Raw genomic sequence first — 22,381 nt, 5'->3', positions numbered from 1 at the left:
GATATGGCAGCTAAATAACACGAACTGCTTTTAAAAATCCCTGCACCAACGGAGATGGGCGTTTATCAAGGGATGAGCGTTCATGCTGAAAGAGTGTCGCAACAAAATAAGGATGGGATGACAACTCAACCACCCTTGCTTCGCCTTCCTTGTTAGTTCCGGAGACGACCAAATCCTGCCCAGCCAGCCGGGCTATAAAATCTTCTGAGACACTATAGAGGCAATTGTAGTGTTCAGTAATTTCTGACTTTCCATACGCTTTTGCAATTTGTGTATCCGGGTGAAGTAAGACAACTTCGGATTTCCCTGCAAGGGGGCAGGATAAAGGTGTGATGATGATATTCCCACCGGTTCCTGTCTCAGCATGCGCAGCATCAGACATTCCCATAACATTTCGGGCATATTCAATCAGAACATACTGGAACCCTGCACATGTGCCAAGAAATGGTATCCCTTGCTCACGCGCATAGCGAATAGCCAATAACACACCCTCAGTCTTTTTATAAGGACTTCCTGGAACAACCCAGATGGCATCATAGCCCACCAGGTCTTCACCAGAATTTATTTCTTCTGTTGCAATCCAGTCATAATCTGCCGTCACACCAAGCACAGCAGCAGCGTCATCTAACGCTAAATGAATGGCATCATGTACTACGGATTCATGGTTGTAATCACCAACCAGAGCGATACGAAGTGTGGACTTCGGCAGTGAGGTAGTCATAGGGTAACCCTTATTACACAGTAATGGCTTACTTAAGTAATTTTACATGACACTCAGGAACCCAAATAGCCAATAAACGACCTGTTGATTTACTCTGCAACTGTATTGCAGAGCCGATCACATTAACGGGTGTTTTTTTGGGGAAAACAAGCTAACTGGCTGACAGCAGGATTAAAAATTTATGATAAGTCTGCCAGAAAAAAGATTGATACATGATAGCGGGTAATTTGTGTGCGGGAAAAGTCGTTTAAAAAGCGTTGTAGCATTCTGAAAAGATCCATTCAGGTGGGATTAACCTCTCCTGGCTTGCCCTGCCGTTTTCTTTCATGCAGGGGAAACCAGATACGGACACACGATTAATCCATCATTCTTTCCAGCACATCGCTGGATGAAAAGTCACTATCAAGCGGCATCAGGTGATCATCACGCACAAATGCAAAACCCGGTTGCCTGTCGAACGCGATAACATCTCCTGTAACCAACCACAGACTGCACCCTGAATCTGCTGGCAGTACTGTATCTACACCGTTGACCGGATTAATGAAACGTTCACCGGGGCAGTAACGTTCAAACAGGCAGACAGACTTACCGATATTTACTCGACCAGACAAAGTTCTGGCACCAATAATCAAGGCCAGACTACCAGGTTTTAGCGCGCTCATTTCCTTTTCTCTTACACTGATTTTTGACGGCGTAGATCAGAGCATTCCTGGTGTAAAAAGTAAATATTTTTTGTACAAAAAATGATTATATTACATACATATGAAAACACAGTTACTGATAATGTGTCTCAACATCATTAACAGTTTGCAACGGACTGCCCCGAATAATATCTAACCGCTTTAATAAATGGTTTTGGTGAACAACCAATCTTATCCTTCAAGTTTCCAGACAACTATTTTATCTAACAGTCAAAAAACAGCACAGAAACCCCGCTTAACACAAATTCCACATTACCTCCATTATTAATTCTTTTTTTACTGCTAGATTTTATTTGTTCAGGGATACCCCCCGAACCTCATTCCATAATCAATAAGTTGACTTTGGCCCCACCCCTTGCAATGGGGCCTTTTTTTTTATCTTCTTTCATACCGCCTGAATTTTCTGCAAATACGGTTTTGACATTTATTCATAAGCCTGGATATAAATTCCATAATTTCTCCATGTTCTGTTCACTATTAGCGAGTACATTTGCTGTGTTCTCATTGAAAACCAGAGAGCATCATTCCCTATTGATAAATCATTTTTCCCCATCCACTCTGGATGGGGTTTTTTTATCAAAAAATGCCATTACGCGCTCAATAACCGTTTTTCAATGCAGTAAACTGCCTGCCCACGCCTGCCATATCAGCAACAGAAATGCCAAAGTAAATGCATTATGCGCTACCACTGGTTAATGGGTAGCAAAAACCATTGTTGGTCTCCCTTCAGTAGTCAGCACTCAGGCAGTACAATTTCCATACTGATTTCACATAAATGTGGTGATTTACCCGTGTGATAATTTATGGCCTAATAGCTTTTTTTCACCTGCCTGAAAATATTTATGCTAACCATACTTCATTTCTGTTTTGCGCTGATTGTTATCCTGGCACTGGCCTGGCTGGCAAGTTTCGAACGCAAGAAAATTCGCATTCGTTATATCCTTCAATTAGTTGTTATAGAAGCTGTTCTGGCATGGTTTTTCCTGCATGCTGAGGGAGGGCTAATTGTTATTAAACATGTTGCCAGTCTGTTTGACTCGCTACTTCATTTCGCAAGCCAGGGAACCGATTTTGTCTTTGGCGGAATGAGTAAACAAGGCATGGCATTTGTTTTCTTAGGTGTGTTGTGCCCAATTGTTTTTATTTCAGCATTGATCGGCATTTTACAACACTGGCGAATTCTTCCTGTTCTGATTCGCATCTTCGGGACAATTCTGTCAAAAATTAATGGAATGGGGAAACTGGAATCGTTCAATGCAGTCAGTTCCCTGACGCTCGGTCAGTCTGAAAACTTTATTGCCTACAAAGGTGTACTGGCTCAATTATCACCTCAGCGCATGTTCACTATGGCAGCCACTGCGATGTCAACAGTATCGCTATCCATTGTAGGGGCGTACATGACAATGCTTGAACCACGTTATGTTGTTGCCGCCCTGATACTGAATATGTTCAGTACCTTTATTATCCTGTCTGTCATCAACCCGACACAGCCAGGAAAAGATCCAGAAGTTCAGTTAGAGAAGCTTCATGAGTCACAAAGTTTTTTTGAAATGCTTGGGGAATACATTCTGGCGGGCTTTAAAGTTGCAATGATAATCCTGGCTATGTTGATTGGTTTTATTGCAATTATCAGTGCCATTAACGCACTGTTCTCAACGCTCTTCGGCTACAGTTTTCAACAACTTCTGGGGTTTGTATTTTACCCGTTAGCCTGGCTCGTGGGGATCCCTCAGGTGGATGCTCTGCAGGCTGGAAGTATCATGGCAACGAAATTAGTGGCCAATGAATTTGTCGCCATGATCGATTTACAAAAAATCGCCCATGGAATGACACCGCGAGGCTTAGGTATTCTGTCGGTATTTTTGGTCTCTTTTGCCAATTTTGCGTCTATTGGCATTGTGGCTGGTGCAATTAAAGGCCTGGATGAGCGCCAGGGGAATACTGTTTCTCGCTATGGATTACGTCTGGTGTATGGGGCTACGTTGGTGAGCCTGCTGTCAGCCGCTTTTGCCGGGCTGGTGCTGTAATCCCCTGACAATCTGTTGATATGTGGCGGAGTAAAACCGCCACATGTTAGCGTTAAAAACCCACACATACCGTGTCGTCTACACGCATTACTGAATCTTGTGCAAACCGGGTTTTATATACAGAACGCAAGGTTTCTATCTTTTGGTTTTCAACCGGGTCGTTGCCATGAATTAACATTAACGCCTTACTATTTTCTTTTGCCAGTTTACCGTCATTGCCCAACCACTGCCCGCGAGCATCAAACACAGTCAACCCATCACGAAAGCGCGGTGTCACATCCTGATCAACAAAGTGCTGCCACTCAGTGCTGCTGATATCAGGACCTCCAGAGCGGCTCAGACCAAAGTACAATGTTGTTTGTACCATAGGATCACCCACTTTACAGGTTGCATCCACCTTTCCGGCTGTTTTGGTCGTTGGCGCAGTACAGCCTGCCAGCGAGAAAGCCAGCAACACTGCAGAAATGCCCGCCACTAATACGTTTTTCATTTATTCACCTGCCTGACTATCATCTGAATCATTGTTATTGGTATACAGCTTTGTATTACACTTCTGAATAGAATACGAAATTCAAAGGAATAGCAAGCAGACAGGTAAGAAGTGCAGGAAGGCCATGAGTTGCCTTCCCGGAATGGTTAATACTCAGCTTGCGGTTTTGTCCTGAATGAATTTAATCGCTTCTTCTTCCGTCATTCCCATACCATGTACGCGCAGGTCAACCTCGTCTTCATTCGCTTTATTTGTGAAGGTTTGTGTCTGTGATACGTCAAACACACCACTGATGATGTCACCCCGTTGAATATCATCACTGGATTGTAACTCAGCGACAATAAATCCCCCATCTTCATCACGCAACACAATGAAACCAATACGGTGTTCATGCAATACGACAACAGCATCCATCAGGTTTGCCCTCTTGTTATTCATTGAAACAATGCACCATTCCTGCAATTGTCCGGGCAGGAGGTAACTCAACCTCACCACAAAGCGTGGCTATACTTTCATTATCGGCCCGCAACAGAAAAACCTGCGCAGAAAAATGAATAACGCGAGATAATTCACACCATTGCAGCAAACTGGTTTTGGTAGCCACAGTTAATCAATGTGATTTCTGCCTCTCACCTGTCAATGCTTCATATCAGGAGGTGTATTCAGCATGCTCACAGCATTTTGCAGTAGCTCAATCAACTCAAGTGCAGTTTCTTTGCTCAGTAAAAAGTTTTTGTCGCTGTGAATAGTGGGGTCCGTTGGTGTAGCCAGAAATTGGGGGGTAACAATCAATGCATCGTAATCTTTTGCGATGCGTATATCTAACCCAGCCAGCGGGAAAGTTTCATACTTTTGCTCTTCTTTCATGGGCACCCCAACTTCATCCTTACCTTTCACACCAGCAGGAAACAAAATATCCCCTGCAGTCTGGTTAATGGCATATCATTCGGCCTAATAAATGTCTCTAAGGAGAAAGTATGATTTACCATGAACCACTTTGATTTATAAGGATAATTTTAAAATCTATTGGTATCTGTACGGGGAAATAATGCGGTTTGACTGGTCGTTCTGAAAAACAATAACTCTATATCATTCACTGACAGACACCCCGTTCATCACAAGACGTTAATCACTATTCCATCAATTAAATTGCTTAACGCAGACTCTTTAATCAAGTGTAGGTGAATTTTCTGAACGGAAAGAGACTCAGTGAGAATACATAACCAGGTTCAGGCCAGACCACGGTAGCCCTGAACCTGGTCGCGGTATTAAGGGTGCATAGCTCTTGTAATAGCAGACTGTAACTCTTCAGCAGGCACAGCACCTGGCAGCACAGTGGTATTTTGCGGGTTAGCACCTGAAACTGGCATCACGATAAGGCCTGGCGTCCCGGTAAGGCCAATCGCCTGCGCAAGCTCACTGTTAGAAGTAAATATTTTTTCAGCATCTTTGGCTTTAATACCAGCCTGAGCACCTGCTGCACGGGTTGCAGAATCAATATCTTTGAGTGTAAGAGCACCTTCGAAATGACCGGTATTGTACACCGCATTATGGTAAGTGATATACGCAGAAGGCCCCTTCTGTTGCCAAACAGCCAAACCGCGTTCAGCCGCAGTTAATGAGTTGGTCCAGCGCTGGGCGAAAATAGGCCAGTCCTTAAAGATATAACGCACCCCAGGGTTACTCTTCATCGTGGCTTCCAGCTCTGGAGCCAGATGGCTACAGTACACACACTGGTAATCAAAAAACTCAATCACCGCAACTTTAGCATCAGCGGGGCCAATGGTTGGCGTGTTTTTATCGTCCAGAAGTGATTTCTGGTTATCTAATACCTGTTTCAGCATGGTTTGCTGTTGTTCAGCTTGCTGCTGCTCCTGGAGTTTCTGGCTTGCCTGCACCAAAACCTCAGGGTGAGCAACCAGATAATCTGCAGCGATTTTCCCAATTTCAGCTTGTTGTGCCGCAGTAAAACCAGTGGTGGTACCTTCTGCACCTGCGGCAAACGTTGCCAGTAAGCAACCCGATACGGCAACGGAGATTATTTTCTTCAGCATCAAGACTCTTCTTGTGTTTAATAACGCATTACAGTGACCCCTGGCTTGAATATCAAACTAGGTAAGCCAGGGCTGGTGTACCAGAACATAACCAATATGCTAAACAGATTAGTTCAGATACCTGTGGCTGTGAAGCTACCCGTATCCGGGCATAACAAGATATTGCTACACATGCTTCTGACAGAAAACAACCATCAGCCAACAGCTACCAGAATCTTATCCGGTGAGTGAAATTGATACTCCTCAACATTAACAAATTGATCCATTCTTGCTGAATTTATAACAATTACCGGCTTCCGGGGCTCACTGATCCAATGCACCTTGTACTTGTTTCTCTCAATTTTGGTACCTGCGTCTCGCCAGACTGTTGCGATAAAGACTAGGATCATAATGCATTAACACAAAAAGGAGGTTGTCTATGTATCGAACGATACTGGTGCCCGTTGATGTTACGGAGCCTGAACTAACTGAAATGGTTGTTCCTCACGTCGAAACATTGGCAAAGTTAGAAGATGCCCGGGTGCATTTTCTGACGGTTATCCCACCGCTTCCTTACTACACAACACTGGGTCTGGCTTATTCTGCTGAGTTACCAGAGAAAGAGGACATCATTGGGGAATCCGGCAAGAAACTCGACGATGTTATTGCCCGTTTTTCAATACCCGAAGACCGGATTGAAAAACATGTCACATGGGGCGCGCCTAAGGATCAAATATTAAACCTTGCAAAAGAAATTGATGCCAGTGTGATAGTTATTGCCTCCCATAAACCCAGTGTGACGACATATTTACTGGGTTCAAATGCGGCGGTTGTAGTACGTCACGCAACTTGCCCGGTACTGGTCGTACGTTAAGTTCATAACCGCCAGGTGTTATTTTCCCGGTGGTATTTACTCCACCGGGATGGTTTTATGCAGGTAAATGTCTCAACACTGTCGCCATATCTATTAGCGATCCCTTCCAGCGTCTTAATGAAACAGTGTGAATGGATACCTCCCCTCAAGTGATTAACCAGGTCAAAAAGCAACCCGGTGATAATTTGCCACATGACGCAATTCTTGCAGAAGGATGCACGGCCTTCAGAACCTCCCCAACCAGTGATTCACGCAAAGAGGCTAACCCCAGAAGATCCATTTTTTCACGGATAACACTCACCCCAGGAGAATCATTCATAATCCACTCCTTGTCATTCGCCATAGCACTGTATATAACCACAGTATAACGTTTTTATATTCTGGGCAATTGTCTGATTCTCTGAAAGGCACAGCTTTACAAATCAACGTCAATCGTAAGTTGGGTAAAAAAAATGGTGTTCAGGCATTGCCACTACTAAGTGGCGCAGTAAGCTCATAAGCAAATAAATTGCAAAGGTGATTTCCTGTGATTAAAGAATTTTTTGCACTAACGGATATTAGCAACCCGGGGAAGAGACAGGCAGCGATGTTACTGCTTACCGATCCAACAGGGCGCGTCGTGTTGCAACTTCGGGATGAACATAAACCGATTCGTTTTCCCGGCCACTGGTCATTATTTGGTGGTGCGATTGAAACTGGTGAAACGCCTCTTGATGCCGCCCGCCGTGAGCTCGCAGAGGAAACAGGCCTGGTTCCTGCTCAAAACATGTTTCGTCCTCTCGCCGTTACACTGGCATCAGAAACCGGGCGTGAATTAATGTTTGTCTACCATCTCAATCTTGAAATAACCCCCGCAGATATTCAATTACATGAAGGTGCCGGGTTTGGTTTCATGCTCGCAGAGCAGTTTCCGCAACTAAAACTGGTTCCCTGGCAATGGCCGGTATTTAACTATTTTTTCAGCAATCGAGACTTTTGAAACTGTCAATAATTTCATATACCAGAAAGATATGAAAAACAGATAATATAAGTATTCTTTTTTCTGCTATGACTTTCGTCACGCATTGCACAATTCATTTTTCTTATAGATATAAGAATTAAATATTTTGTTATTGTTTGTCGCATTTTTTTGCATATTACACGCCTACTATCATCTCTGATAACATCAGCTATTGGGTCAACACAAACTGACTCAATTAACTGCATTAGATTTCATAACAACAACCACAACATGAGCGTTTAGCTCTCACTATAATGAGGATAGTCATGTTTCAAACCAATAAGAAACAACTTGCTCTTTACACAATAATTGCTGCTGCTTTACCCGTCAGCCAGACTTTTGCCGCCACAGTCCCTGCTAATGTTACGCTAGCCAGTAAGCAAGTGCTGGTAAGAAACAACGGCTCAGAGCCTGCCACAATAGATCCTCAACTGGCTGAAAGCAATGAGGCATTTAACATTATCCTGGACTGCTTCAGTGGGTTGGTGAACATTACCCCACAGGGAAAAATTGTACCTGATCTGGCTGATAAATGGGAAAATAAAGATAATACGATTTGGACATTTCACTTACGCCCGGGAATTGTTTGGTCAAATGGGAAACCAGTCACTGCCGATGATGTTGTATTTAGCTGGCAACGTCTGGTTGATCCGAAAACAGCATCACCTTATGCATCATTCGCCGCTAACGCGCATATACTTAATGCCGAAGCTATCGCCGCTGGTAAAATGCCAGCATCCGCTCTGGGTGTAAAAGCACTTAATGCCACTACTGTCCAGGTAACACTTTCGCAACCTGTCTCCTATTTTTTACAATTTGTCGGCCACCCATCACTGTTTCCAGTAAGTAAGGCAGATGTTGAAAAATATGGGGATAAATGGACACAGCCAGAGAATATCGTCACCAGTGGTGCCTATAAACCTACACAATGGGTGGTAAATGAAAAACTGGTTGCTGAGCGTAATGATAAATACTGGGATAATAAAGCAACTGTTATTAATCAGGTTACATATTTGCCAATAGCCGATCAGGCAGCAATGATCAATCGCTATAAAACAGGCGAAATAGATATCACTGATACCATTCCCACGATTCAGTATCAGTCACTAAAAAAAACATATACCAACCAGGTTCACAGTACTGACCTGCTTGGGGTTTATTACTACAAATTTAATACTGCCAAAGCACCGTTTAATGATATTCGGGTTCGTGAAGCACTTAACCTGGCACTGAACAAAAAAATTATTGCTGAAAAAGTTGTTGGCCAGGGTCAAAAACCCGCAGACACTCTGATGCCGTTAAATATTGGTGGAATGAAATTTACACCACCTGATTATTCAACATGGTCACAAGAAAAACGCAATGCAGCCGCAAAGAAATTACTTGCTGAAGCCGGGTTTAATGCCCAACACCCCTTATCACTCAATTTACTCTACAATACTTCCCAGGATCACCAGCGCATAGCTATTGCCGCCACATCAATGTGGAAGAAAAACCTGGGGGCGAATGTCAGCATGAGTAACCAGGAATGGAAAACTATGCTGGAAACTATGCGTCAGGGTAATTTTGATCTGGTCCGTTATACATGGCTTGCTGATTACAATGAACCATCAACATTCTTTAATACTTTCCGCACTAACGATACACAAAACACAACCAGGTACAGTAACCCTGACTTCGATAAAGCACTGAAACAGGCCAGTGAAGACACCTCACCCGCCAAAATAAAACAGGATTACCAGACTGCCAGCGATATTCTGTCCCATGATATTCCAGCCATCCCTGTTTACTACTATGTTCAAAACCAACTGGTGAAACCCTTCGTAGGAGGCTTTACCGTTTCTCCGCTTGGATTCTATTTGACCCGCGATATGTACATCATTAAGCACTAATCTCGGTACAAGTGCGGCATAACAGGCCGCACTTTTTTCTTTGCAGTCAAAGGACTATGATAATAATTACCTCCTGACATCAAGGCTCGTTTATCTATGGCTACTCACGCACTTACCATTGGCCCTGACAAGGTGGAATTCAGTACTCCACCCGTGACACTCAACATTGGCTATGCCACCCTGGCGGCAAAATTTACCCAGTCCCCCTACCCCAGTGAGCAGGATGTAGAAAACGCAATAATGGCTGTGGAAAATTGCATCCATGCCGAAAAATTACTGCGTAACCTGGACTCGAACCAGGTGTGCAATGATAGCTGGATTCAATCAGTAGCGCTCAGTACTGGCTGCCAACAAAAACTTACCCAGGATAAAATTGAGTGCCTCTTTAACGATATTGTAGATATCATCGCGGGCCGCCCAAAACGCCAGGGAGAGTTTCCTGACGACCCCGGGTTTATCGCCTATGTCACTCTATTACGTGAGCTTTCTCATCACCTGAACATTCAGAGCTTCACGCTTCACAATTAACAAATTCAGCTGTGTACTGTTTCCCTTTATCACCTCTTTTTTAGACCATGCGCGCGAGTCTGTTTCTATTCAGCGACCAGTAATCCGCTAAGCAGAAAAATTCGGGTTTCGGGCTTTAGCGGCAAAAATGGCCTTATACTTACAGTTGTTTTTATCGGTAAACGCCAGATTGTGTACAAAGGAAAAAACTATCAAATCCGTGGGTTGATTCAATTATCTATTATTGAAAGGAACAGATAGCTTAGGAACACCCTCTACAGGAATGAATGAATAACACCAGACAATCCTCAGGAAGCATACGGAGCCAGAAATGAGCAATTCAAGCGATAACGTTTCAAAATGTCCCTTCCACTCTAACGAAGCGACACAAAGTGCAGGTAATGGAACGCATAATGCGGACTGGTGGCCTGACCAGCTACGTGTAGACCTGTTAAATCAACATTCCAGTCGTTCCAATCCGTTAGGCGAAGCTTTTAATTACAGAACTGAATTTAAAAAGCTGGATTTTTCCGCACTGAAAGCGGATATCAAAAATGTTCTGACCGATTCTCAATCCTGGTGGCCTGCCGACTGGGGAAGCTATATTGGCCTGTTTATTCGTATGGCCTGGCACAGTGCCGGTACTTACCGCATGGAAGATGGCCGTGGTGGTTCGGGGCGTGGTCAGCAACGCTTTGCACCACTTAACTCCTGGCCAGATAACGTCAGCCTGGATAAAGCTCGCCGCCTGTTGTGGCCTGTGAAGCAAAAGTATGGGCAAAAAATCTCCTGGGCTGACCTGATTATTCTTGCCGGTAACGTCGCACTCGAAAATGCCGGGTTCCGTACATTTGGCTTTGGTGCTGGTCGTGAAGATGTATGGGAACCGGATCTCGACGTCAACTGGGGTGAAGAGAAAACCTGGCTGGCACACCGCCACCCTGAAGCACTGGCTAAAAACCCGCTTGCAGCAACTGAGATGGGGCTTATTTATGTAAACCCGGAAGGCCCGGATGCGAGTGGTGATCCACGTTCAGCAGCCCCTGCGATCCGTGCGACTTTTGGCAATATGGGCATGGATGACGAAGAAACTGTGGCACTGATTGCTGGCGGTCACACTCTGGGTAAAACCCATGGCGCAGGCCCGGCAACACATGTTGGCCCGGAACCAGAAGCAGCGCCAATAGAAGCCCAGGGGCTTGGGTGGCAAAGCAGTTATGCCAGTGGTGCAGGCGCGGATGCCATCACTTCGGGTCTTGAAGTCGCCTGGACCCAAACGCCAACTCAGTGGAGCAACTACTTTTTTGAGAACCTCTTCAAGTTTGAATGGACACAGACGCGCAGCCCGGCAGGTGCCATTCAGTTTGAAGCAAAAGATGCGCCAGACCTGATTCCAGACCCATTTGAACCAGGTAAGAAGCGTAAACCCACGATGTTGGTGACCGATTTAACCCTACGTTTCGACCCGGATTTTGAAAAAATCTCCCGCCGTTTTTTGAATGATCCACAAGCATTCAATGAAGCTTTTGCGCGTGCATGGTTCAAACTGACTCACCGCGATATGGGGCCGAAATCACGCTATATTGGCCCGGAAGTGCCGGCAGAAGATTTGATCTGGCAGGACCCGCTGCCAGCAGCAACTCACAAGCCAACCATGGCAGATATTACGGCTGTGAAAAACGCCATAGCAGAATCAGAGTTGTCTGTCAGCGAACTGGTTTCTGTTGCCTGGGCTTCAGCATCCACTTTCCGCGGTGGAGATAAACGAGGTGGAGCTAATGGAGCTCGCCTGGCACTTGCTCCACAAAAGGGCTGGGAAGTTAACACTATTCCTGCGCAGGTCTTGCCGAAACTGGAAGCTATTCAACAGGCATCCGGTAAAATCTCGCTGGCTGATGTCATTGTACTTGCTGGTGTAGTGGGTATCGAGAAATCGCTGGCAGCTGCCGGGGTTTCTGTGCCCGTTCCCTTTACGCCAGGCCGTGTTGATGCCCGTCAGGATCAAACCGACATCGCTGGTTTTGCTGTGCTGGAACCTGTTGCTGATGGTTTTCGTAACTACCGCCGTGTAGCCGGAAAAGCCAGCACGGAATCATTGCTTATCGATAAAGCACAGCAACTGACATTGACGGCGCCAGAGATGACTGTGCTGGTTGGTGGCCTGCGTGTCCTGGGTGCTAACTTTGACGGTAGCAAGCATGGCGTCTTTACCGATAACCCGGGTGTGCTGAGTAACGACTTCTTTGTGAACCTGCTGGATATGCGCACAGCATGGAAAGCAGCAGATGAGAGCAAAGAAGTGTATGAAGGCACTGACCGCCACAGTGGAGAACTGCGTTTCACAGCAACGCGTGCCGACCTGGTATTTGGTTCTAACTCTGTACTGCGTGCACTTGCTGAAGTTTATGCCAGCAACGATGCTAAACAAAAATTTGCCGAGGACTTTGTTTCTGCCTGGACAAAAGTAATGAACCTGGATCGTTTTGACTTGCTGTAAACAGTAACGTCACCAGTAAGCACGTCAGCATCAGTGCACTGACTTCTTTACATGGTATTGAAAAAACCGGCAATTTTTGCCGGTTTTTTATTGAGCCAGCCATGACAACCTGAGTATCACAACCTGAGTGTTACATCATTCAGGCATCTGCATGCCAGTACGCATTCAGTTGCATCAGCATCTTGTCACGCGTTTGTGCGTTAACGAAAGCAGACTTCAGGCTATTTTGGAGTAACGTGTAGCACTCGTTTTCTGTTAATTGCAGTGCGCTGATAATAGATTGATAGTTCTCGTTAACGTGCCCGCCAAAATAGGCCGGGTCGTCTGAATTGATGGTGACATTGACTCCCGCCTGTAAAAGTTCACGCAAATTATGTTCGCCCATGCTATCGAATACCCGCAGTTTGACATTAGACAAAGGGCATACTGTCAGCGGCATCTGGGTATCACTGAGGTGTGCGACAAGATCAGGATCGTCAAAGCTTCTGACGCCATGATCAATCCGTTCACTCTCAAGGAGTTGCAATGCCTGCCAGATATACTCGACAGGCCCTTCTTCACCAGCATGAGCAACCCGCCGGAGCCCTGCCGCTTTAGCTCTGGCAAACACACGGGCAAATTTCTCTGGTGGATTTCCGTTCTCGGAAGAATCAAGGCCAACACCAGTCAGCCATTCTGGATAGCGGATAAACCATTCGCGCGAATCTGCAAAGGTTTTCAGTGCATCTGATTCCGGTAAATGGCGTAAAAAGCACATTATCAGTTGAGTTGAAATCCCTTTTTCACGGGCGCTTTCAAGGGCTCTGACCATGCCAGGAATAAACACGTCAAAACCAATACCGCGAGATGTATGGCTCTGTGGGTCAAAAAAGATCTCAGCATGAATGACACCATTTTGACAGGCATTGTCGAGATAGGATGACGTCATTTCATAGAAGTCGTCTTCCGTTTGCAGCACACTGGTACCAGCATAATAGATATCCAGGAAAGACTGCAGAGATGTGAACTGATACGCCTCGCGCAATTCATCCACTGTAGACCAGGCAAGAGGAATACGGTTCCGTTGCGCCAGTTTAAAAATCAGTTCTGGCTCCAGAGTGCCTTCTATATGTACATGCAACTCAGCCTTGGGAGCCCGGAACACCTTTTCAATAAGCGATGGCGTATTTTGCATAAACACTCTCTTTGTTTGGTTATTTTCATCAGAGATGAAATCATTCGCCACATCTTCACACGGGCATAATCATGATTCATTCAGCCAGGTACACTTCTGGTGTGCCTGAAGACAGTGCCAATAAGTAAAACTATAGCCAGTCCTCACAGTGATACCTGGGCAACAACTTTCCAGAATAAATATCAAATACAGTTAAACACTCCGTGAATCAATAGAGAATGAGCATCCGCGCAATGACAGCGGATTTTGTGAACAATATTGCAAGCCAGGTGCTACGTTAATTCAATTCAGGCTAACTAAAACGCGCTGAATAAAACAGGCTGACGTTTTGCTGTAAATGGGAGGATGGGAGAGTATCGATATGGTTCGCCGTTATGCGCTCCGGGCCCAGAACCACTTATCTGAACACGCAAAAAAATTGATGCGATTTTTAGTGAGTCGGACACAAAAAAGTCACAATGCGATTTTTTGGAAACGAAGGAGTATTTATAACCCATTGAAAATCAATGGTGGGCTGTGAGGGATTCGAACCCGCGACCGATGGATTAAGAGTTCCTAGAACTACATGATTAAACAATAACATAGCTTGTCATTACTGCGCTCACACGTCCCATGATGACAAAGTATAGAAAGGCATATAAACCAGTAAAAATGCCTGTTTGTCCCAAATCTGTCCCACTTAGAAAAGGCCATGATTAGGGTAATCAATCCCTGAGCAGGTATTGAGATATGTATGTTCAAGCTGACAGCTTTTTCACCAGTTCATCTATTTGTCTTTGCTGTGCCTGGAGCGCAAAAGTCAATTTTGCAATCATCGCAATGGGGTCAAGCCTGTATGAATCCTTAGGATCATTCTCATCATAACCCGGTTGTAAACCATCACCAGATACAACCTCCGGGCTAATCTGGACAACATCGTTAGCGATGAATCCAAGCACTTTTTCACTTTCTGGGATGATTCCACGAGCCTTATAGACAAATGACGCAGGCTTCCATTGCATTACTTCCAATAGAGAAGAACTACCATCAATATATTCAATATCCTTCTTCAGAAGTTTATCTGAGGCAATGCTGAACAGTGGATCAAACCTGGTTGAATCAATCCATAGCGCTGCATTTGAACCATCCCAATTGACATTAAATGATGCCATAGCCGGTGTTCCGTTAATGCCTGCCTGACACATATATCCCCCGGTTCCGTATAGAGTAGATCGTCTTCCTCCAACACTGTCTACATTTAGAATTGTTCGACTCGTTCCATCTCCGAAAGTAGCCATGGAGCCTAATAGCCTGACACCCTCCTGGTTTTCAAGAGACGTCAATACAAGTGGATGCGAGTACGTTGAATTTTGCATAGATAGCGAAATACCGCCAGTGACTATCCCGCCAGATTTACCATCAATAGTGTTTAATCGTGAATCATCACCAGCTGCGACAGTCCCTTCACTAATACCAACATTTCGGGTTGCAGAATCACCAAGGCCAAGACTCATTCTTGCTTCTGATGCTGTCGTTGCACCAGTACCACCTTGTGATACAGCAACGGCCCCGCCAATTAAATCGGCTTTATTGGCATACATACTTGCAATGTAATGCCATGACGGACCAGAAAATGACGAACCGTCCGGTAATGTAACCGTGATACTTCCACTGGAAGAAAACACCTGCTGCCAGTTGGATTTATCCTGGTTAAGTACGCGTAACGCCTTTGAAACTTCCGTCGCTATCTGAGCGGGAATCGCAATAGCGACGTTGCGCGGGATTGCTGACCAGGCAAGTCCGGTCGCTGTTGGGCCATCATAGTTCTTAACCAACGTTACCTGCGTGTCACTGTCTACGGACTGGATAAACAATGTATAGGTGACCTCTCCTACGGTAGACGCCAGAATGTCACCGGAAGAAAACTCAGCACTAAATGATGTGCCTGAACCTTCGACTATGTTGCTGTCATTCGTTAATGTGATTGTGCCTGCTGGCATATATCTCCCCTTTTTACGGGTATAAAAAAGCCAGCCCGAAGGCTGGCTTTCTTAAATAAACGGTTATTTTTGAAAATGGATGGTCACTGCAATATCTTTCTCTGGCTTCCCTTTCTCAAAGCGCCATTTATGAATATCTGCTTTTACAGCATCATCAAACAAGTCACGATTCGTTGACTTAATGATTCGGATATTCTCTGCTTTTCCTTGCGGTGTGATATCGTAAAGCACATTTACTGTACCAGACTGGTCAAGATGCCACGCTCTGGTGGGATAATTAATAGTGTGCTCATGGGAATTTGATGCCATAGCCGGTACTGGGCTAAATAATGACACCATCAAAAACACAATAATTGTTCTCATTGTCATTCCTTTGGTTGATATTCCGACAAAAAGTACCACCGGACAGAGAGCGAGTATAATTGTTTTGATAGATCAATGAGCCTGGATTGATCGTTACACCCGATCAATAAAGCAAGTAAATAAACCAACCAGTGCCCAGTCAGTCGTAGTTATCCGTTTTTATGTAGTAGATGGCACCATTAACAAAAGATTGGTACACACTGCCACTGTTTTCCTGCCATGCCGCAACGGGAAGTTCTTTAACATTCGTCCCGTATGCCCGGTAGACAAAATCCATCCAGGTATAAAGCGGCGGAGTCCCTCCCTGAAATAAAACCATTTGCTTCGCGGAATAAACGGAGCTGACAGCGACATTAAACCCGATATCTATCTGCCCTCTGGGCGGCACACCACTGGGTGTTTGAGTAAATACCTCAAGAGGCCGCATTTCCGCATGCCAGCGCATAACTCCATCGGCATCATAATACGCCAACGAATACCGGGATGGGGTTGTCACCATATTCGCGAATACATAGAACGTAATGGGAACACTTCCCCCTGAACCACCATTCTCCGTTGAACAGCCACGGACAGTAATTACCCAATACCCCCCAGAAATATCCATTGTGTAGGCAACGCCACCACCACTGGTGCTCTTACAGAAAACCATACAGGCATTTTCCGACGGTACCCCCGTAGCAATGGTCGTTGCCGTAAACGGATAAGACGCCGTAAAGGTCTGGCTGATTTTCTTAATAAGATTAAGTGGCGTAACCTCCGGGCTCATCCAGAGCGTTCCATCCGCCTGCCTGATTTCCATTCCAAAGGCCATTCTCACCCCGCATAAACAATGATGTTTCTAGTTGTACTGGCATTACTCCAGGTAAGAGTATTGCCGTTGATTGCCACAATGGGTGCCTGACTGGTACCGGCACCATCGGTGGCGTAACGTGATGTGCCGGTCATGACTTTGAGGGTCTTTCCCGTCGGGACGGTATAGGTTTTGCTGCCAGAGGTAGTGGTAATAAAATCAAGTACGAACATAGGCGTAATAAGCACCACCAAATCCCGCCCGTCCGCGGTTCGCACCTGTACACCGTAGGCCATTAGAGGTTATTCAAATCCCCGCATTTGACCCGGGCAACACCAGAGGCATCATAAACAGCCAGGCCCGAGCCAGTGAGTTTCACACTTCCGGAGCCACTGACTGTGCTGTACATTTCCAGAGTACCCGACTTTTGCAGCCGCCAGCCGGCACTGCCAGCGACAAAGTTTGTTGACTGGATATAGTTACCAATCATGGCATTAGTGATTGTCCCGTCCTGGATAAAGCCGCTTGAAAGGAAAACCTGCCCATTCACAACAGAGAACGGTGAGTAGACGTTGTCCCCACTTCCGGACATCATGACAAACTGGTCAGCGTTAATGGCCACACGGGTATCAACAGCGGTCCCGTTGACTGTCACGGCGACAGAGAGACCGGCATCGTAATTCACTCCGCCATAAGTGATACCCGTTTTTAATGTGTATATTGCTGAACCACCAGAGGCATCAGCGTAAGCGGTCATCTTTTCCTGGATAGCCGCAGAGGTTTCTGCAAACTTTGCTGTCACATCCGTTTCAAGAGCTGCCACGGCGCTGCTCGCATCAGCCGCCACTTTCTGTGCCTGAATAATGGCTGCCGTATTCTCACCGAACTGCGCCCACTGCTGGTTGACCGTGTCATAGTTTGCTAATGCGTTCTGCAGAATAGCTTCCGGGTTGGTTTCCAGTTGCGACAGCAGTGCCTTACCATCGTCTGCAGAAACAAACTGTTCTGCGATTTCATTCAGATAATCATCAGCAAGTGTACCGGACTGCCCTCTCACCCACCCGGTCCACTCTCCACGGTTGCCAATCCTGTCGATGAGGCGGGCACGATACCAGCGTGTCACACCTGCAGGCATCGGGCCATGCTGGTAGTCTGCAGTCGGGTAAGCGACAAGCGTCAAATCCAGTGGGTTTGCACCATCACTGGTCGTGGCATATTGCAGTTGGGTGTATGCCGTGTCGCCCGAACCATCAGGAAATGCCCAGGTCAGGTCAACAGCCCAGACCGTATTGGTACTGGCAAGCAGGCTGACCGGTGTTCCCGGCTGGCCAACTTTCCCGTTAAGTGTTGTCGAATCAGCATATCCCCAGGGTGAAGAGACATCTGCGGCATTGACGGAGCGAACCCGCACATCATAAACACCGGCATAAATTCCAGAGACCGAAAAGCCGGTGGCTGAGGTCTGGCTGACATTAATCCAGTCGCCATTATCTTTGCGCCATTGCGCGTTGTAGCTGATGGCACCACTCACTTTATCCCAGGAGACAGACAGGGTTGAAACAGAAGCCCCCTGGTAAACGTAGCTTGTTTCTGAGATAACGATATTCGCTGGCGCAGCCATAACACCGGAGGGTGTAACCGTCACCGGAGCCGATTCGATACGTACCCCATCATCAATGAAACGGTACTTGTCTGGATCATGCTGCACACCGCTGACAGTGAATGTGCCGTCATCATTCGCCGCAATGGACGTTACCCTGAAATACTGAATAGCCAGGGTATCACTGTCGATGGCCCACACCGCACCGGCAACCGGAGACTGACTGAATTCAGTGGCTACCGTTACCGTTTTTTTATCTGTGCTGACATCACTGATAGTCCGGGTTTGTGCCGTTCCATCAGGCAGATTCACCACCAGCCGGTCACCGGCAGAGTAATCCGCCACCCTGTCCAGCGTCACGCTCTTACCATTCACTGCATGGATGCGCCCGCCGTTCTGTTTCCCCGCACGGAATGGATCAGCCACGCCAATGATTTCTGCCGGCAACGGGATATAGCCATCCAGCCCCACCCCGAAGGAAATGGTGCCGTCTTTGGCATTCGACAACAGCACCCAGCGCCCCCGGCGGTGAGCCTCACTCTGGGATGTGCAACCGATGGCAGTAATTTGCGTTTCATTCACGCCATAACGCTGAACCAGACCTGAATCGTAAACGCCCTCGATGGTGTCCGAATAGTGATCCTGCGGGTCAGACCAGGAGACCTGGCAGGAGGTATAGCGGTTCTTGTAACTTCCCCCCGCATAGGTGAAGAGCCCGTCGATAACGTTCGACGCATGATAGACAAAATCCACATCATCCTGAGGTACGTCGGCTTTTACGAAAATCTGGTCGTTACCCCAGAAAGTGATGCCCCTGAATACCGCCGCCAGGTCACTCAGTACGCTGTATGCATCCTGCTGGCTCTGGATAAACACGTTGCAGGTAAAGCGGGGTTCCGTGCCCCCGGCACCGTCTGCCACCCTTTCGTCGCAGTACTGCGCAATAGTGTAAAGCTCCCACTTGTCCACCATCGTCGCATCAACGCGGTTGCCCATCCCGTAGATTTTATCCAGCACCAGGTCATAGAAAATCCACGCAGGGTTGTTGGAATATGCCCATTTGAAATCACCGGCCCAGGTGCCGCTGTATTCCCTTGTGTCCGGGTCATAGGTTGTCGGGACACGGATCAGCTTTCCTTTGGCCTTACAGGTCACTTTGGGTACCGAGCCATTAAACTGACTCGAGTCCAGTTCGATATACAGCAACGCGGTGTTGGGATAGCGCAATTTGCTGTCAATCACTTCGGCAAAGGAGGCAACTTTGAAGGCATTGACCAGTTTCGAGCTTGTTGAATCAGCAGTAATACGCCGTACCCGGATGGACCATCCACTGGTGGCCGCAGGTAAATCAATCCGGTGGTCACGCTGATATTCAGAGGTGGTTTTACCGTCAAATGTCCCGTTAACCACGGTCTGATATGCCGCCCCATCAGTAGACAGGTCAACAGCGTACTGAGTTGATGTACCAACCATATCGCCATTGTCTTTGTACAGATACTGCACCGGCAGGCTGAGCTTGATGCGCACTGCATCCAGGCTGAGGTTAGTGAATGACCGTGTCCAGGCCTGGCTGGTTGTTACCTCAACCGAAACGCTGGATTCATTATCCACCTCGGGCATGCCGGAAATATAACTCTGGTCCTGGGTACCCGTGCGGTATTCCCAACTGACACCGGCAAAATTATATGTACCATCATCAGACGCCAGTGGCGTGTCATCGAGGTAGATTTCCTGGGCGGTAAGGTCACCTTTGATTTCACCTTCAGAAATGGCCACCAGCATTTTCAGATAAGCCGTTGAAAGCAGGTCATCGGCTTGTTCAACCGGTGTATGGGAAGAGCCTCCGCCCCCTTTTCGCCCTGAAATCGCCTGTGTACTCAGTAAATGCATATGTCACCCAATAAAAAAGCCACCCGTAGGTGGCCTGAAGACACTGGAATCGCTATTGCTGGTCTTCTGAGAAAATCCCGGCGCTGACGATTGCACCACCGACCTCCCGCTCTCCGTATAACAGCGGAACCGGATAGCCCATGGCGACAGTGTTAACCGGAGAGCCAAAAGCGTAGTTAGGTTTGTTGTCTGTACTGGAAGATGCGCCCACACCGTAGCTGGCCTGCGGTGACAACAACTGAACCACCCCGCCCAGCATCATGCTCATACCAATCCCGGTTAACACAGTGGTTGCCGTCAATGCCCCGGCACTCATGGCTGCCCCCCACGCTGCCAGTGAGGCCCCTGCAGTAAAGAACGCCGCGACCAGAGCCACCGCGCCAATCACCACCTGGAGAACGCCACCATTCTTCGCGCCTTCGATAACAGGTATGATGATGTATTCTGTCGCCCCCCGGGTCATATCAAACTCGTCGATGCCGATGTTGTTCCGTCCGTTAAAAAAGGCAAAACGGACCCCATTCAGGTGAGCATTCGAAAGGTACTTTTTAAACCCGGGCACCGTGGCACACAGAGCCCGTAAGGCTTCACGCAAATCATTCACATGAAACTGGTGCCGGGTGCCAAAAAGTTTCCCCAACTGGCCTTTAAGAGTGATGGTTTTAAGCATGAAATAATTCCAGGTATTGTTAATGCCAGGAAGAAGTGTCACCTTACATCGTTGTTGGCTACGAGCACTCTGTCGGTGAACATTCAGTACTGGCAACTTACGCTTCAAAATAAAGAGATTTTTAGAATGGAAAGTCTGGCTAAATACATATCTGTCGCCGTAAGTTCTGATGAGAGGATAATTGATCAATCCTGTTCCATTGACGAGCAGGCCGAAGTTATGGTCAAAAATGTCAGGTGGCAGTTTCCTGACGGGATTGTTTTAAATTTATACAAAGAAACTGAGTTACATCCTTCATGTGAGGAAGCGTGTCATTCCTGTTTTATATCCTGGACAGTGACAGCACCTGAAGATAAAGACATCCATCCGCGACAAAAAACTTTTAATAACGACTGCCAGCAAAAGTTCTGGTTAAAAGTCGCACTGGCAAATCAGGAATATTTGCACGACTAATCCTCAGGAATTAACTCCCAGTGCCGGATAACCCGGGTAGTGCGATCCCGCCAGTACTGACCGTATGGAATACGGGATGAAAGATGCCCGAACATATGGTGCAGGATGATGTTCTCACCAAGGTAAATGGCGGCATGGTTGGTTACCGGGGCACGGATCTGCATCAAAATCAGGTCGCCGGGTTTCATATCACTGAGTGCAACTTCAACAAAGCCTTCCTGCTGCCAGTTATCGTCATAACGGTTTTCGCTGCCGTCAGCCCACCATTCGTAATCAACTGAATAATCTGCCAGACTCACGCCAAATTCCCGCTGGTAGTAATCCCGGACAAGCGACCAGCAGTCTGCATGCCCCAGCACCCAGGGGCGACCGGTGTAATCTCGTTCAGTGCGGGGAGAGAAAGTACAAAAGTCACCATCAGGCCATGACATGATCCCCCACTCCATGCCTGAGTGGTCACACTGAATACGGTCGAGCTCAGACGGGACGAGCCGGGTAACATCAGGGTGTGAATGAACAATCATAATCACCTCGCCCTGCTTCTCTGCTGACAGCATGTCCTCTGGCGCCAGGGTAAATGCCTCCAGTGGGTTTCCGGCAATATTTCTGCATGGCACATAGATTTGCCCGGTACCGGTTTCAACCACCACGCCACAGGCTTCACAGGGATACTCCCCCGCAACATGCTGCCGGATCGCCTGAATCACTTTTTCTCTCATA

General features: G+C 46.8%; 22 protein-coding genes and 1 pseudogene. 8 read left to right on the top strand and 15 right to left on the bottom strand.

Features of this window, described 5'->3' with window-relative positions:
* Nucleotides 1–10: 10 nt before the first annotated feature.
* Nucleotides 11–721: a CTP synthase gene (locus MPHASIOC01_RS04925; protein ID WP_064595775.1), complete on the bottom strand. Its 711-nt coding sequence runs from the start codon at nucleotides 719–721 to the stop codon at nucleotides 11–13.
* Nucleotides 722–1,077: 356 nt separating this feature from the next.
* Nucleotides 1,078–1,383, bottom strand: coding sequence for a hypothetical protein (locus tag MPHASIOC01_RS04920; RefSeq protein WP_064595777.1), 306 nt, complete (start codon nucleotides 1,381–1,383; stop codon nucleotides 1,078–1,080).
* An 881-nt stretch (nucleotides 1,384–2,264) separates the two neighbouring features.
* Between MPHASIOC01_RS04920 and MPHASIOC01_RS04915 the strand changes: the two genes are divergently transcribed.
* On the top strand, nucleotides 2,265–3,449 hold the full coding sequence (locus MPHASIOC01_RS04915) for a NupC/NupG family nucleoside CNT transporter (protein ID WP_064595779.1): 1,185 nt from the start codon (nucleotides 2,265–2,267) through the stop codon (nucleotides 3,447–3,449).
* 52 nt (nucleotides 3,450–3,501) lie between these two features.
* Here the strand turns inward: MPHASIOC01_RS04915 and MPHASIOC01_RS04910 are convergent, their stop codons facing one another.
* From MPHASIOC01_RS04910 to MPHASIOC01_RS04895, 4 genes are all read right to left on the bottom strand, one after another.
* Nucleotides 3,502–3,939, bottom strand: a complete 438-nt coding sequence (locus MPHASIOC01_RS04910) for a DUF3574 domain-containing protein (protein WP_064595781.1) — start codon at nucleotides 3,937–3,939, stop codon at nucleotides 3,502–3,504.
* 153 nt (nucleotides 3,940–4,092) lie between these two features.
* Nucleotides 4,093–4,377 carry a hypothetical protein gene (locus tag MPHASIOC01_RS04905; RefSeq protein WP_082917829.1) on the bottom strand — a complete coding sequence of 95 codons (285 nt, stop codon included), beginning with the start codon at nucleotides 4,375–4,377 and terminating at the stop codon, nucleotides 4,093–4,095.
* 198 nt (nucleotides 4,378–4,575) lie between these two features.
* Complete coding sequence (locus tag MPHASIOC01_RS04900) at nucleotides 4,576–4,806, bottom strand: hypothetical protein (protein WP_156519007.1); 231 nt, start codon at nucleotides 4,804–4,806, stop codon at nucleotides 4,576–4,578.
* 401 nt (nucleotides 4,807–5,207) lie between these two features.
* Nucleotides 5,208–5,993 (bottom strand): DsbA family protein, encoded by a 786-nt coding sequence (locus MPHASIOC01_RS04895; protein ID WP_064595785.1) that lies wholly within the window; start codon nucleotides 5,991–5,993, stop codon nucleotides 5,208–5,210.
* Between the two features lie 418 nt (nucleotides 5,994–6,411).
* Here MPHASIOC01_RS04895 and uspF point away from each other — a divergent pair, with 418 nt between their 5' ends.
* The gene (uspF, locus tag MPHASIOC01_RS04890) at nucleotides 6,412–6,846 is read left to right on the top strand and encodes a universal stress protein UspF (protein WP_064595787.1); all 435 of its coding nucleotides are present in this window, start codon (nucleotides 6,412–6,414) and stop codon (nucleotides 6,844–6,846) included.
* A gap of 145 nt (nucleotides 6,847–6,991) precedes the next feature.
* Here the strand turns inward: uspF and MPHASIOC01_RS04885 are convergent, their stop codons facing one another.
* On the bottom strand, nucleotides 6,992–7,165 hold the full coding sequence (locus MPHASIOC01_RS04885; protein WP_353614109.1) for a hypothetical protein: 174 nt from the start codon (nucleotides 7,163–7,165) through the stop codon (nucleotides 6,992–6,994).
* A 207-nt stretch (nucleotides 7,166–7,372) separates the two neighbouring features.
* Between MPHASIOC01_RS04885 and MPHASIOC01_RS04880 the strand changes: the two genes are divergently transcribed.
* The 4 genes from MPHASIOC01_RS04880 to katG all read left to right on the top strand — a co-directional run bounded on the left by MPHASIOC01_RS04880 (nucleotide 7,373) and on the right by katG (nucleotide 12,742).
* Nucleotides 7,373–7,825, top strand: coding sequence for an NUDIX domain-containing protein (locus MPHASIOC01_RS04880; RefSeq protein WP_353614108.1), 453 nt, complete (start codon nucleotides 7,373–7,375; stop codon nucleotides 7,823–7,825).
* A gap of 287 nt (nucleotides 7,826–8,112) precedes the next feature.
* Nucleotides 8,113–9,738, top strand: a complete 1,626-nt coding sequence (locus MPHASIOC01_RS04875; RefSeq protein ID WP_064595791.1) for an ABC transporter substrate-binding protein — start codon at nucleotides 8,113–8,115, stop codon at nucleotides 9,736–9,738.
* 96 nt (nucleotides 9,739–9,834) lie between these two features.
* Nucleotides 9,835–10,266, top strand: coding sequence for a hypothetical protein (locus MPHASIOC01_RS04870; RefSeq protein WP_353614107.1), 432 nt, complete (start codon nucleotides 9,835–9,837; stop codon nucleotides 10,264–10,266).
* 310 nt (nucleotides 10,267–10,576) lie between these two features.
* Nucleotides 10,577–12,742, top strand: coding sequence for a catalase/peroxidase HPI (gene katG, locus MPHASIOC01_RS04865; protein ID WP_064595795.1), 2,166 nt, complete (start codon nucleotides 10,577–10,579; stop codon nucleotides 12,740–12,742).
* Between the two features lie 139 nt (nucleotides 12,743–12,881).
* Here katG and MPHASIOC01_RS04860 read toward each other — a convergent pair whose 3' ends face one another.
* Nucleotides 12,882–13,916, bottom strand: coding sequence for an adenosine deaminase (locus tag MPHASIOC01_RS04860; protein WP_064595797.1), 1,035 nt, complete (start codon nucleotides 13,914–13,916; stop codon nucleotides 12,882–12,884).
* 337 nt (nucleotides 13,917–14,253) lie between these two features.
* On the opposite strand from MPHASIOC01_RS04860, the pseudogene MPHASIOC01_RS04855 reads away from it, so the two are divergent.
* Nucleotides 14,254–14,408, top strand: a pseudogene (locus MPHASIOC01_RS04855) (integrase); the annotation flags it as partial.
* A 245-nt stretch (nucleotides 14,409–14,653) separates the two neighbouring features.
* Here the strand turns inward: MPHASIOC01_RS04855 and MPHASIOC01_RS04850 are convergent.
* From MPHASIOC01_RS04850 to MPHASIOC01_RS04825, 6 genes are all read right to left on the bottom strand, one after another.
* Complete coding sequence (locus MPHASIOC01_RS04850; protein ID WP_353614106.1) at nucleotides 14,654–15,895, bottom strand: tail fiber domain-containing protein; 1,242 nt, start codon at nucleotides 15,893–15,895, stop codon at nucleotides 14,654–14,656.
* Between the two features lie 63 nt (nucleotides 15,896–15,958).
* Nucleotides 15,959–16,258: a TonB family protein gene (locus MPHASIOC01_RS04845; protein ID WP_353614105.1), complete on the bottom strand. Its 300-nt coding sequence runs from the start codon at nucleotides 16,256–16,258 to the stop codon at nucleotides 15,959–15,961.
* Between the two features lie 139 nt (nucleotides 16,259–16,397).
* Nucleotides 16,398–17,069 carry a hypothetical protein gene (locus tag MPHASIOC01_RS04840; RefSeq protein ID WP_353614104.1) on the bottom strand — a complete coding sequence of 224 codons (672 nt, stop codon included), beginning with the start codon at nucleotides 17,067–17,069 and terminating at the stop codon, nucleotides 16,398–16,400.
* Between the two features lie 2 nt (nucleotides 17,070–17,071).
* Nucleotides 17,072–17,326: a hypothetical protein gene (locus MPHASIOC01_RS04835; protein ID WP_353614103.1), complete on the bottom strand. Its 255-nt coding sequence runs from the start codon at nucleotides 17,324–17,326 to the stop codon at nucleotides 17,072–17,074.
* A 17-nt stretch (nucleotides 17,327–17,343) separates the two neighbouring features.
* A complete protein-coding gene (locus MPHASIOC01_RS04830; protein WP_353614102.1) occupies nucleotides 17,344–20,538 on the bottom strand; it encodes a host specificity protein J in 3,195 nt (1,064 codons plus the stop codon).
* A 52-nt stretch (nucleotides 20,539–20,590) separates the two neighbouring features.
* Nucleotides 20,591–21,208 carry a tail assembly protein gene (locus MPHASIOC01_RS04825; RefSeq protein ID WP_353614101.1) on the bottom strand — a complete coding sequence of 206 codons (618 nt, stop codon included), beginning with the start codon at nucleotides 21,206–21,208 and terminating at the stop codon, nucleotides 20,591–20,593.
* Between the two features lie 126 nt (nucleotides 21,209–21,334).
* Between MPHASIOC01_RS04825 and MPHASIOC01_RS04820 the strand changes: the two genes are divergently transcribed.
* Nucleotides 21,335–21,661: a hypothetical protein gene (locus tag MPHASIOC01_RS04820; protein ID WP_353614100.1), complete on the top strand. Its 327-nt coding sequence runs from the start codon at nucleotides 21,335–21,337 to the stop codon at nucleotides 21,659–21,661.
* Here MPHASIOC01_RS04820 and MPHASIOC01_RS04815 read toward each other — a convergent pair.
* Nucleotides 21,658–22,380 (bottom strand): C40 family peptidase, encoded by a 723-nt coding sequence (locus tag MPHASIOC01_RS04815; RefSeq protein ID WP_353614099.1) that lies wholly within the window; start codon nucleotides 22,378–22,380, stop codon nucleotides 21,658–21,660. The two genes, MPHASIOC01_RS04820 and MPHASIOC01_RS04815, sit on opposite strands and share 4 nt — an antisense overlap.
* Between the last annotated feature and the right edge of the window lies 1 nt (nucleotide 22,381).

Source organism: Mangrovibacter phragmitis, from assembly GCF_040429585.1.
Lineage (GTDB): Bacteria > Pseudomonadota > Gammaproteobacteria > Enterobacterales > Enterobacteriaceae > Mangrovibacter > Mangrovibacter phragmitis.
The sequence above is the reverse complement of the archived record's forward strand: the minus strand, read 5'-3'. Positions and strand labels throughout refer to the sequence as shown.

Excerpts from the sequence above, each read along its gene's own strand:
- MPHASIOC01_RS04900 (WP_156519007.1), bottom strand. The coding sequence starts at position 4,806 with ATGAAAGAAGAGCAAAAGTATGAAACTTTCCCGCTGGCTGGGTTAGAT.
- MPHASIOC01_RS04885 (WP_353614109.1), bottom strand. The coding sequence starts at position 7,165 with ATGAATGATTCTCCTGGGGTGAGTGTTATCCGTGAAAAAATGGATCTT.
- MPHASIOC01_RS04840 (WP_353614104.1), bottom strand. The coding sequence starts at position 17,069 with ATGGCCTTTGGAATGGAAATCAGGCAGGCGGATGGAACGCTCTGGATG.
- uspF (WP_064595787.1), top strand. The coding sequence starts at position 6,412 with ATGTATCGAACGATACTGGTGCCCGTTGATGTTACGGAGCCTGAACTA.
- MPHASIOC01_RS04825 (WP_353614101.1), bottom strand. The coding sequence starts at position 21,208 with ATGCTTAAAACCATCACTCTTAAAGGCCAGTTGGGGAAACTTTTTGGC.
- MPHASIOC01_RS04895 (WP_064595785.1), bottom strand. The coding sequence starts at position 5,993 with ATGCTGAAGAAAATAATCTCCGTTGCCGTATCGGGTTGCTTACTGGCA.
- MPHASIOC01_RS04815 (WP_353614099.1), bottom strand. The coding sequence starts at position 22,380 with ATGAGAGAAAAAGTGATTCAGGCGATCCGGCAGCATGTTGCGGGGGAG.
- MPHASIOC01_RS04910 (WP_064595781.1), bottom strand. The coding sequence starts at position 3,939 with ATGAAAAACGTATTAGTGGCGGGCATTTCTGCAGTGTTGCTGGCTTTC.
- katG (WP_064595795.1), top strand. The coding sequence starts at position 10,577 with ATGAGCAATTCAAGCGATAACGTTTCAAAATGTCCCTTCCACTCTAAC.
- MPHASIOC01_RS04830 (WP_353614102.1), bottom strand. The coding sequence starts at position 20,538 with ATGCATTTACTGAGTACACAGGCGATTTCAGGGCGAAAAGGGGGCGGA.
- MPHASIOC01_RS04920 (WP_064595777.1), bottom strand. The coding sequence starts at position 1,383 with ATGAGCGCGCTAAAACCTGGTAGTCTGGCCTTGATTATTGGTGCCAGA.
- MPHASIOC01_RS04925 (WP_064595775.1), bottom strand. The coding sequence starts at position 721 with ATGACTACCTCACTGCCGAAGTCCACACTTCGTATCGCTCTGGTTGGT.
- MPHASIOC01_RS04905 (WP_082917829.1), bottom strand. The coding sequence starts at position 4,377 with ATGAATAACAAGAGGGCAAACCTGATGGATGCTGTTGTCGTATTGCAT.
- MPHASIOC01_RS04820 (WP_353614100.1), top strand. The coding sequence starts at position 21,335 with ATGGAAAGTCTGGCTAAATACATATCTGTCGCCGTAAGTTCTGATGAG.
- MPHASIOC01_RS04850 (WP_353614106.1), bottom strand. The coding sequence starts at position 15,895 with ATGCCAGCAGGCACAATCACATTAACGAATGACAGCAACATAGTCGAA.
- MPHASIOC01_RS04845 (WP_353614105.1), bottom strand. The coding sequence starts at position 16,258 with ATGAGAACAATTATTGTGTTTTTGATGGTGTCATTATTTAGCCCAGTA.
- MPHASIOC01_RS04915 (WP_064595779.1), top strand. The coding sequence starts at position 2,265 with ATGCTAACCATACTTCATTTCTGTTTTGCGCTGATTGTTATCCTGGCA.
- MPHASIOC01_RS04875 (WP_064595791.1), top strand. The coding sequence starts at position 8,113 with ATGTTTCAAACCAATAAGAAACAACTTGCTCTTTACACAATAATTGCT.
- MPHASIOC01_RS04870 (WP_353614107.1), top strand. The coding sequence starts at position 9,835 with ATGGCTACTCACGCACTTACCATTGGCCCTGACAAGGTGGAATTCAGT.
- MPHASIOC01_RS04860 (WP_064595797.1), bottom strand. The coding sequence starts at position 13,916 with ATGCAAAATACGCCATCGCTTATTGAAAAGGTGTTCCGGGCTCCCAAG.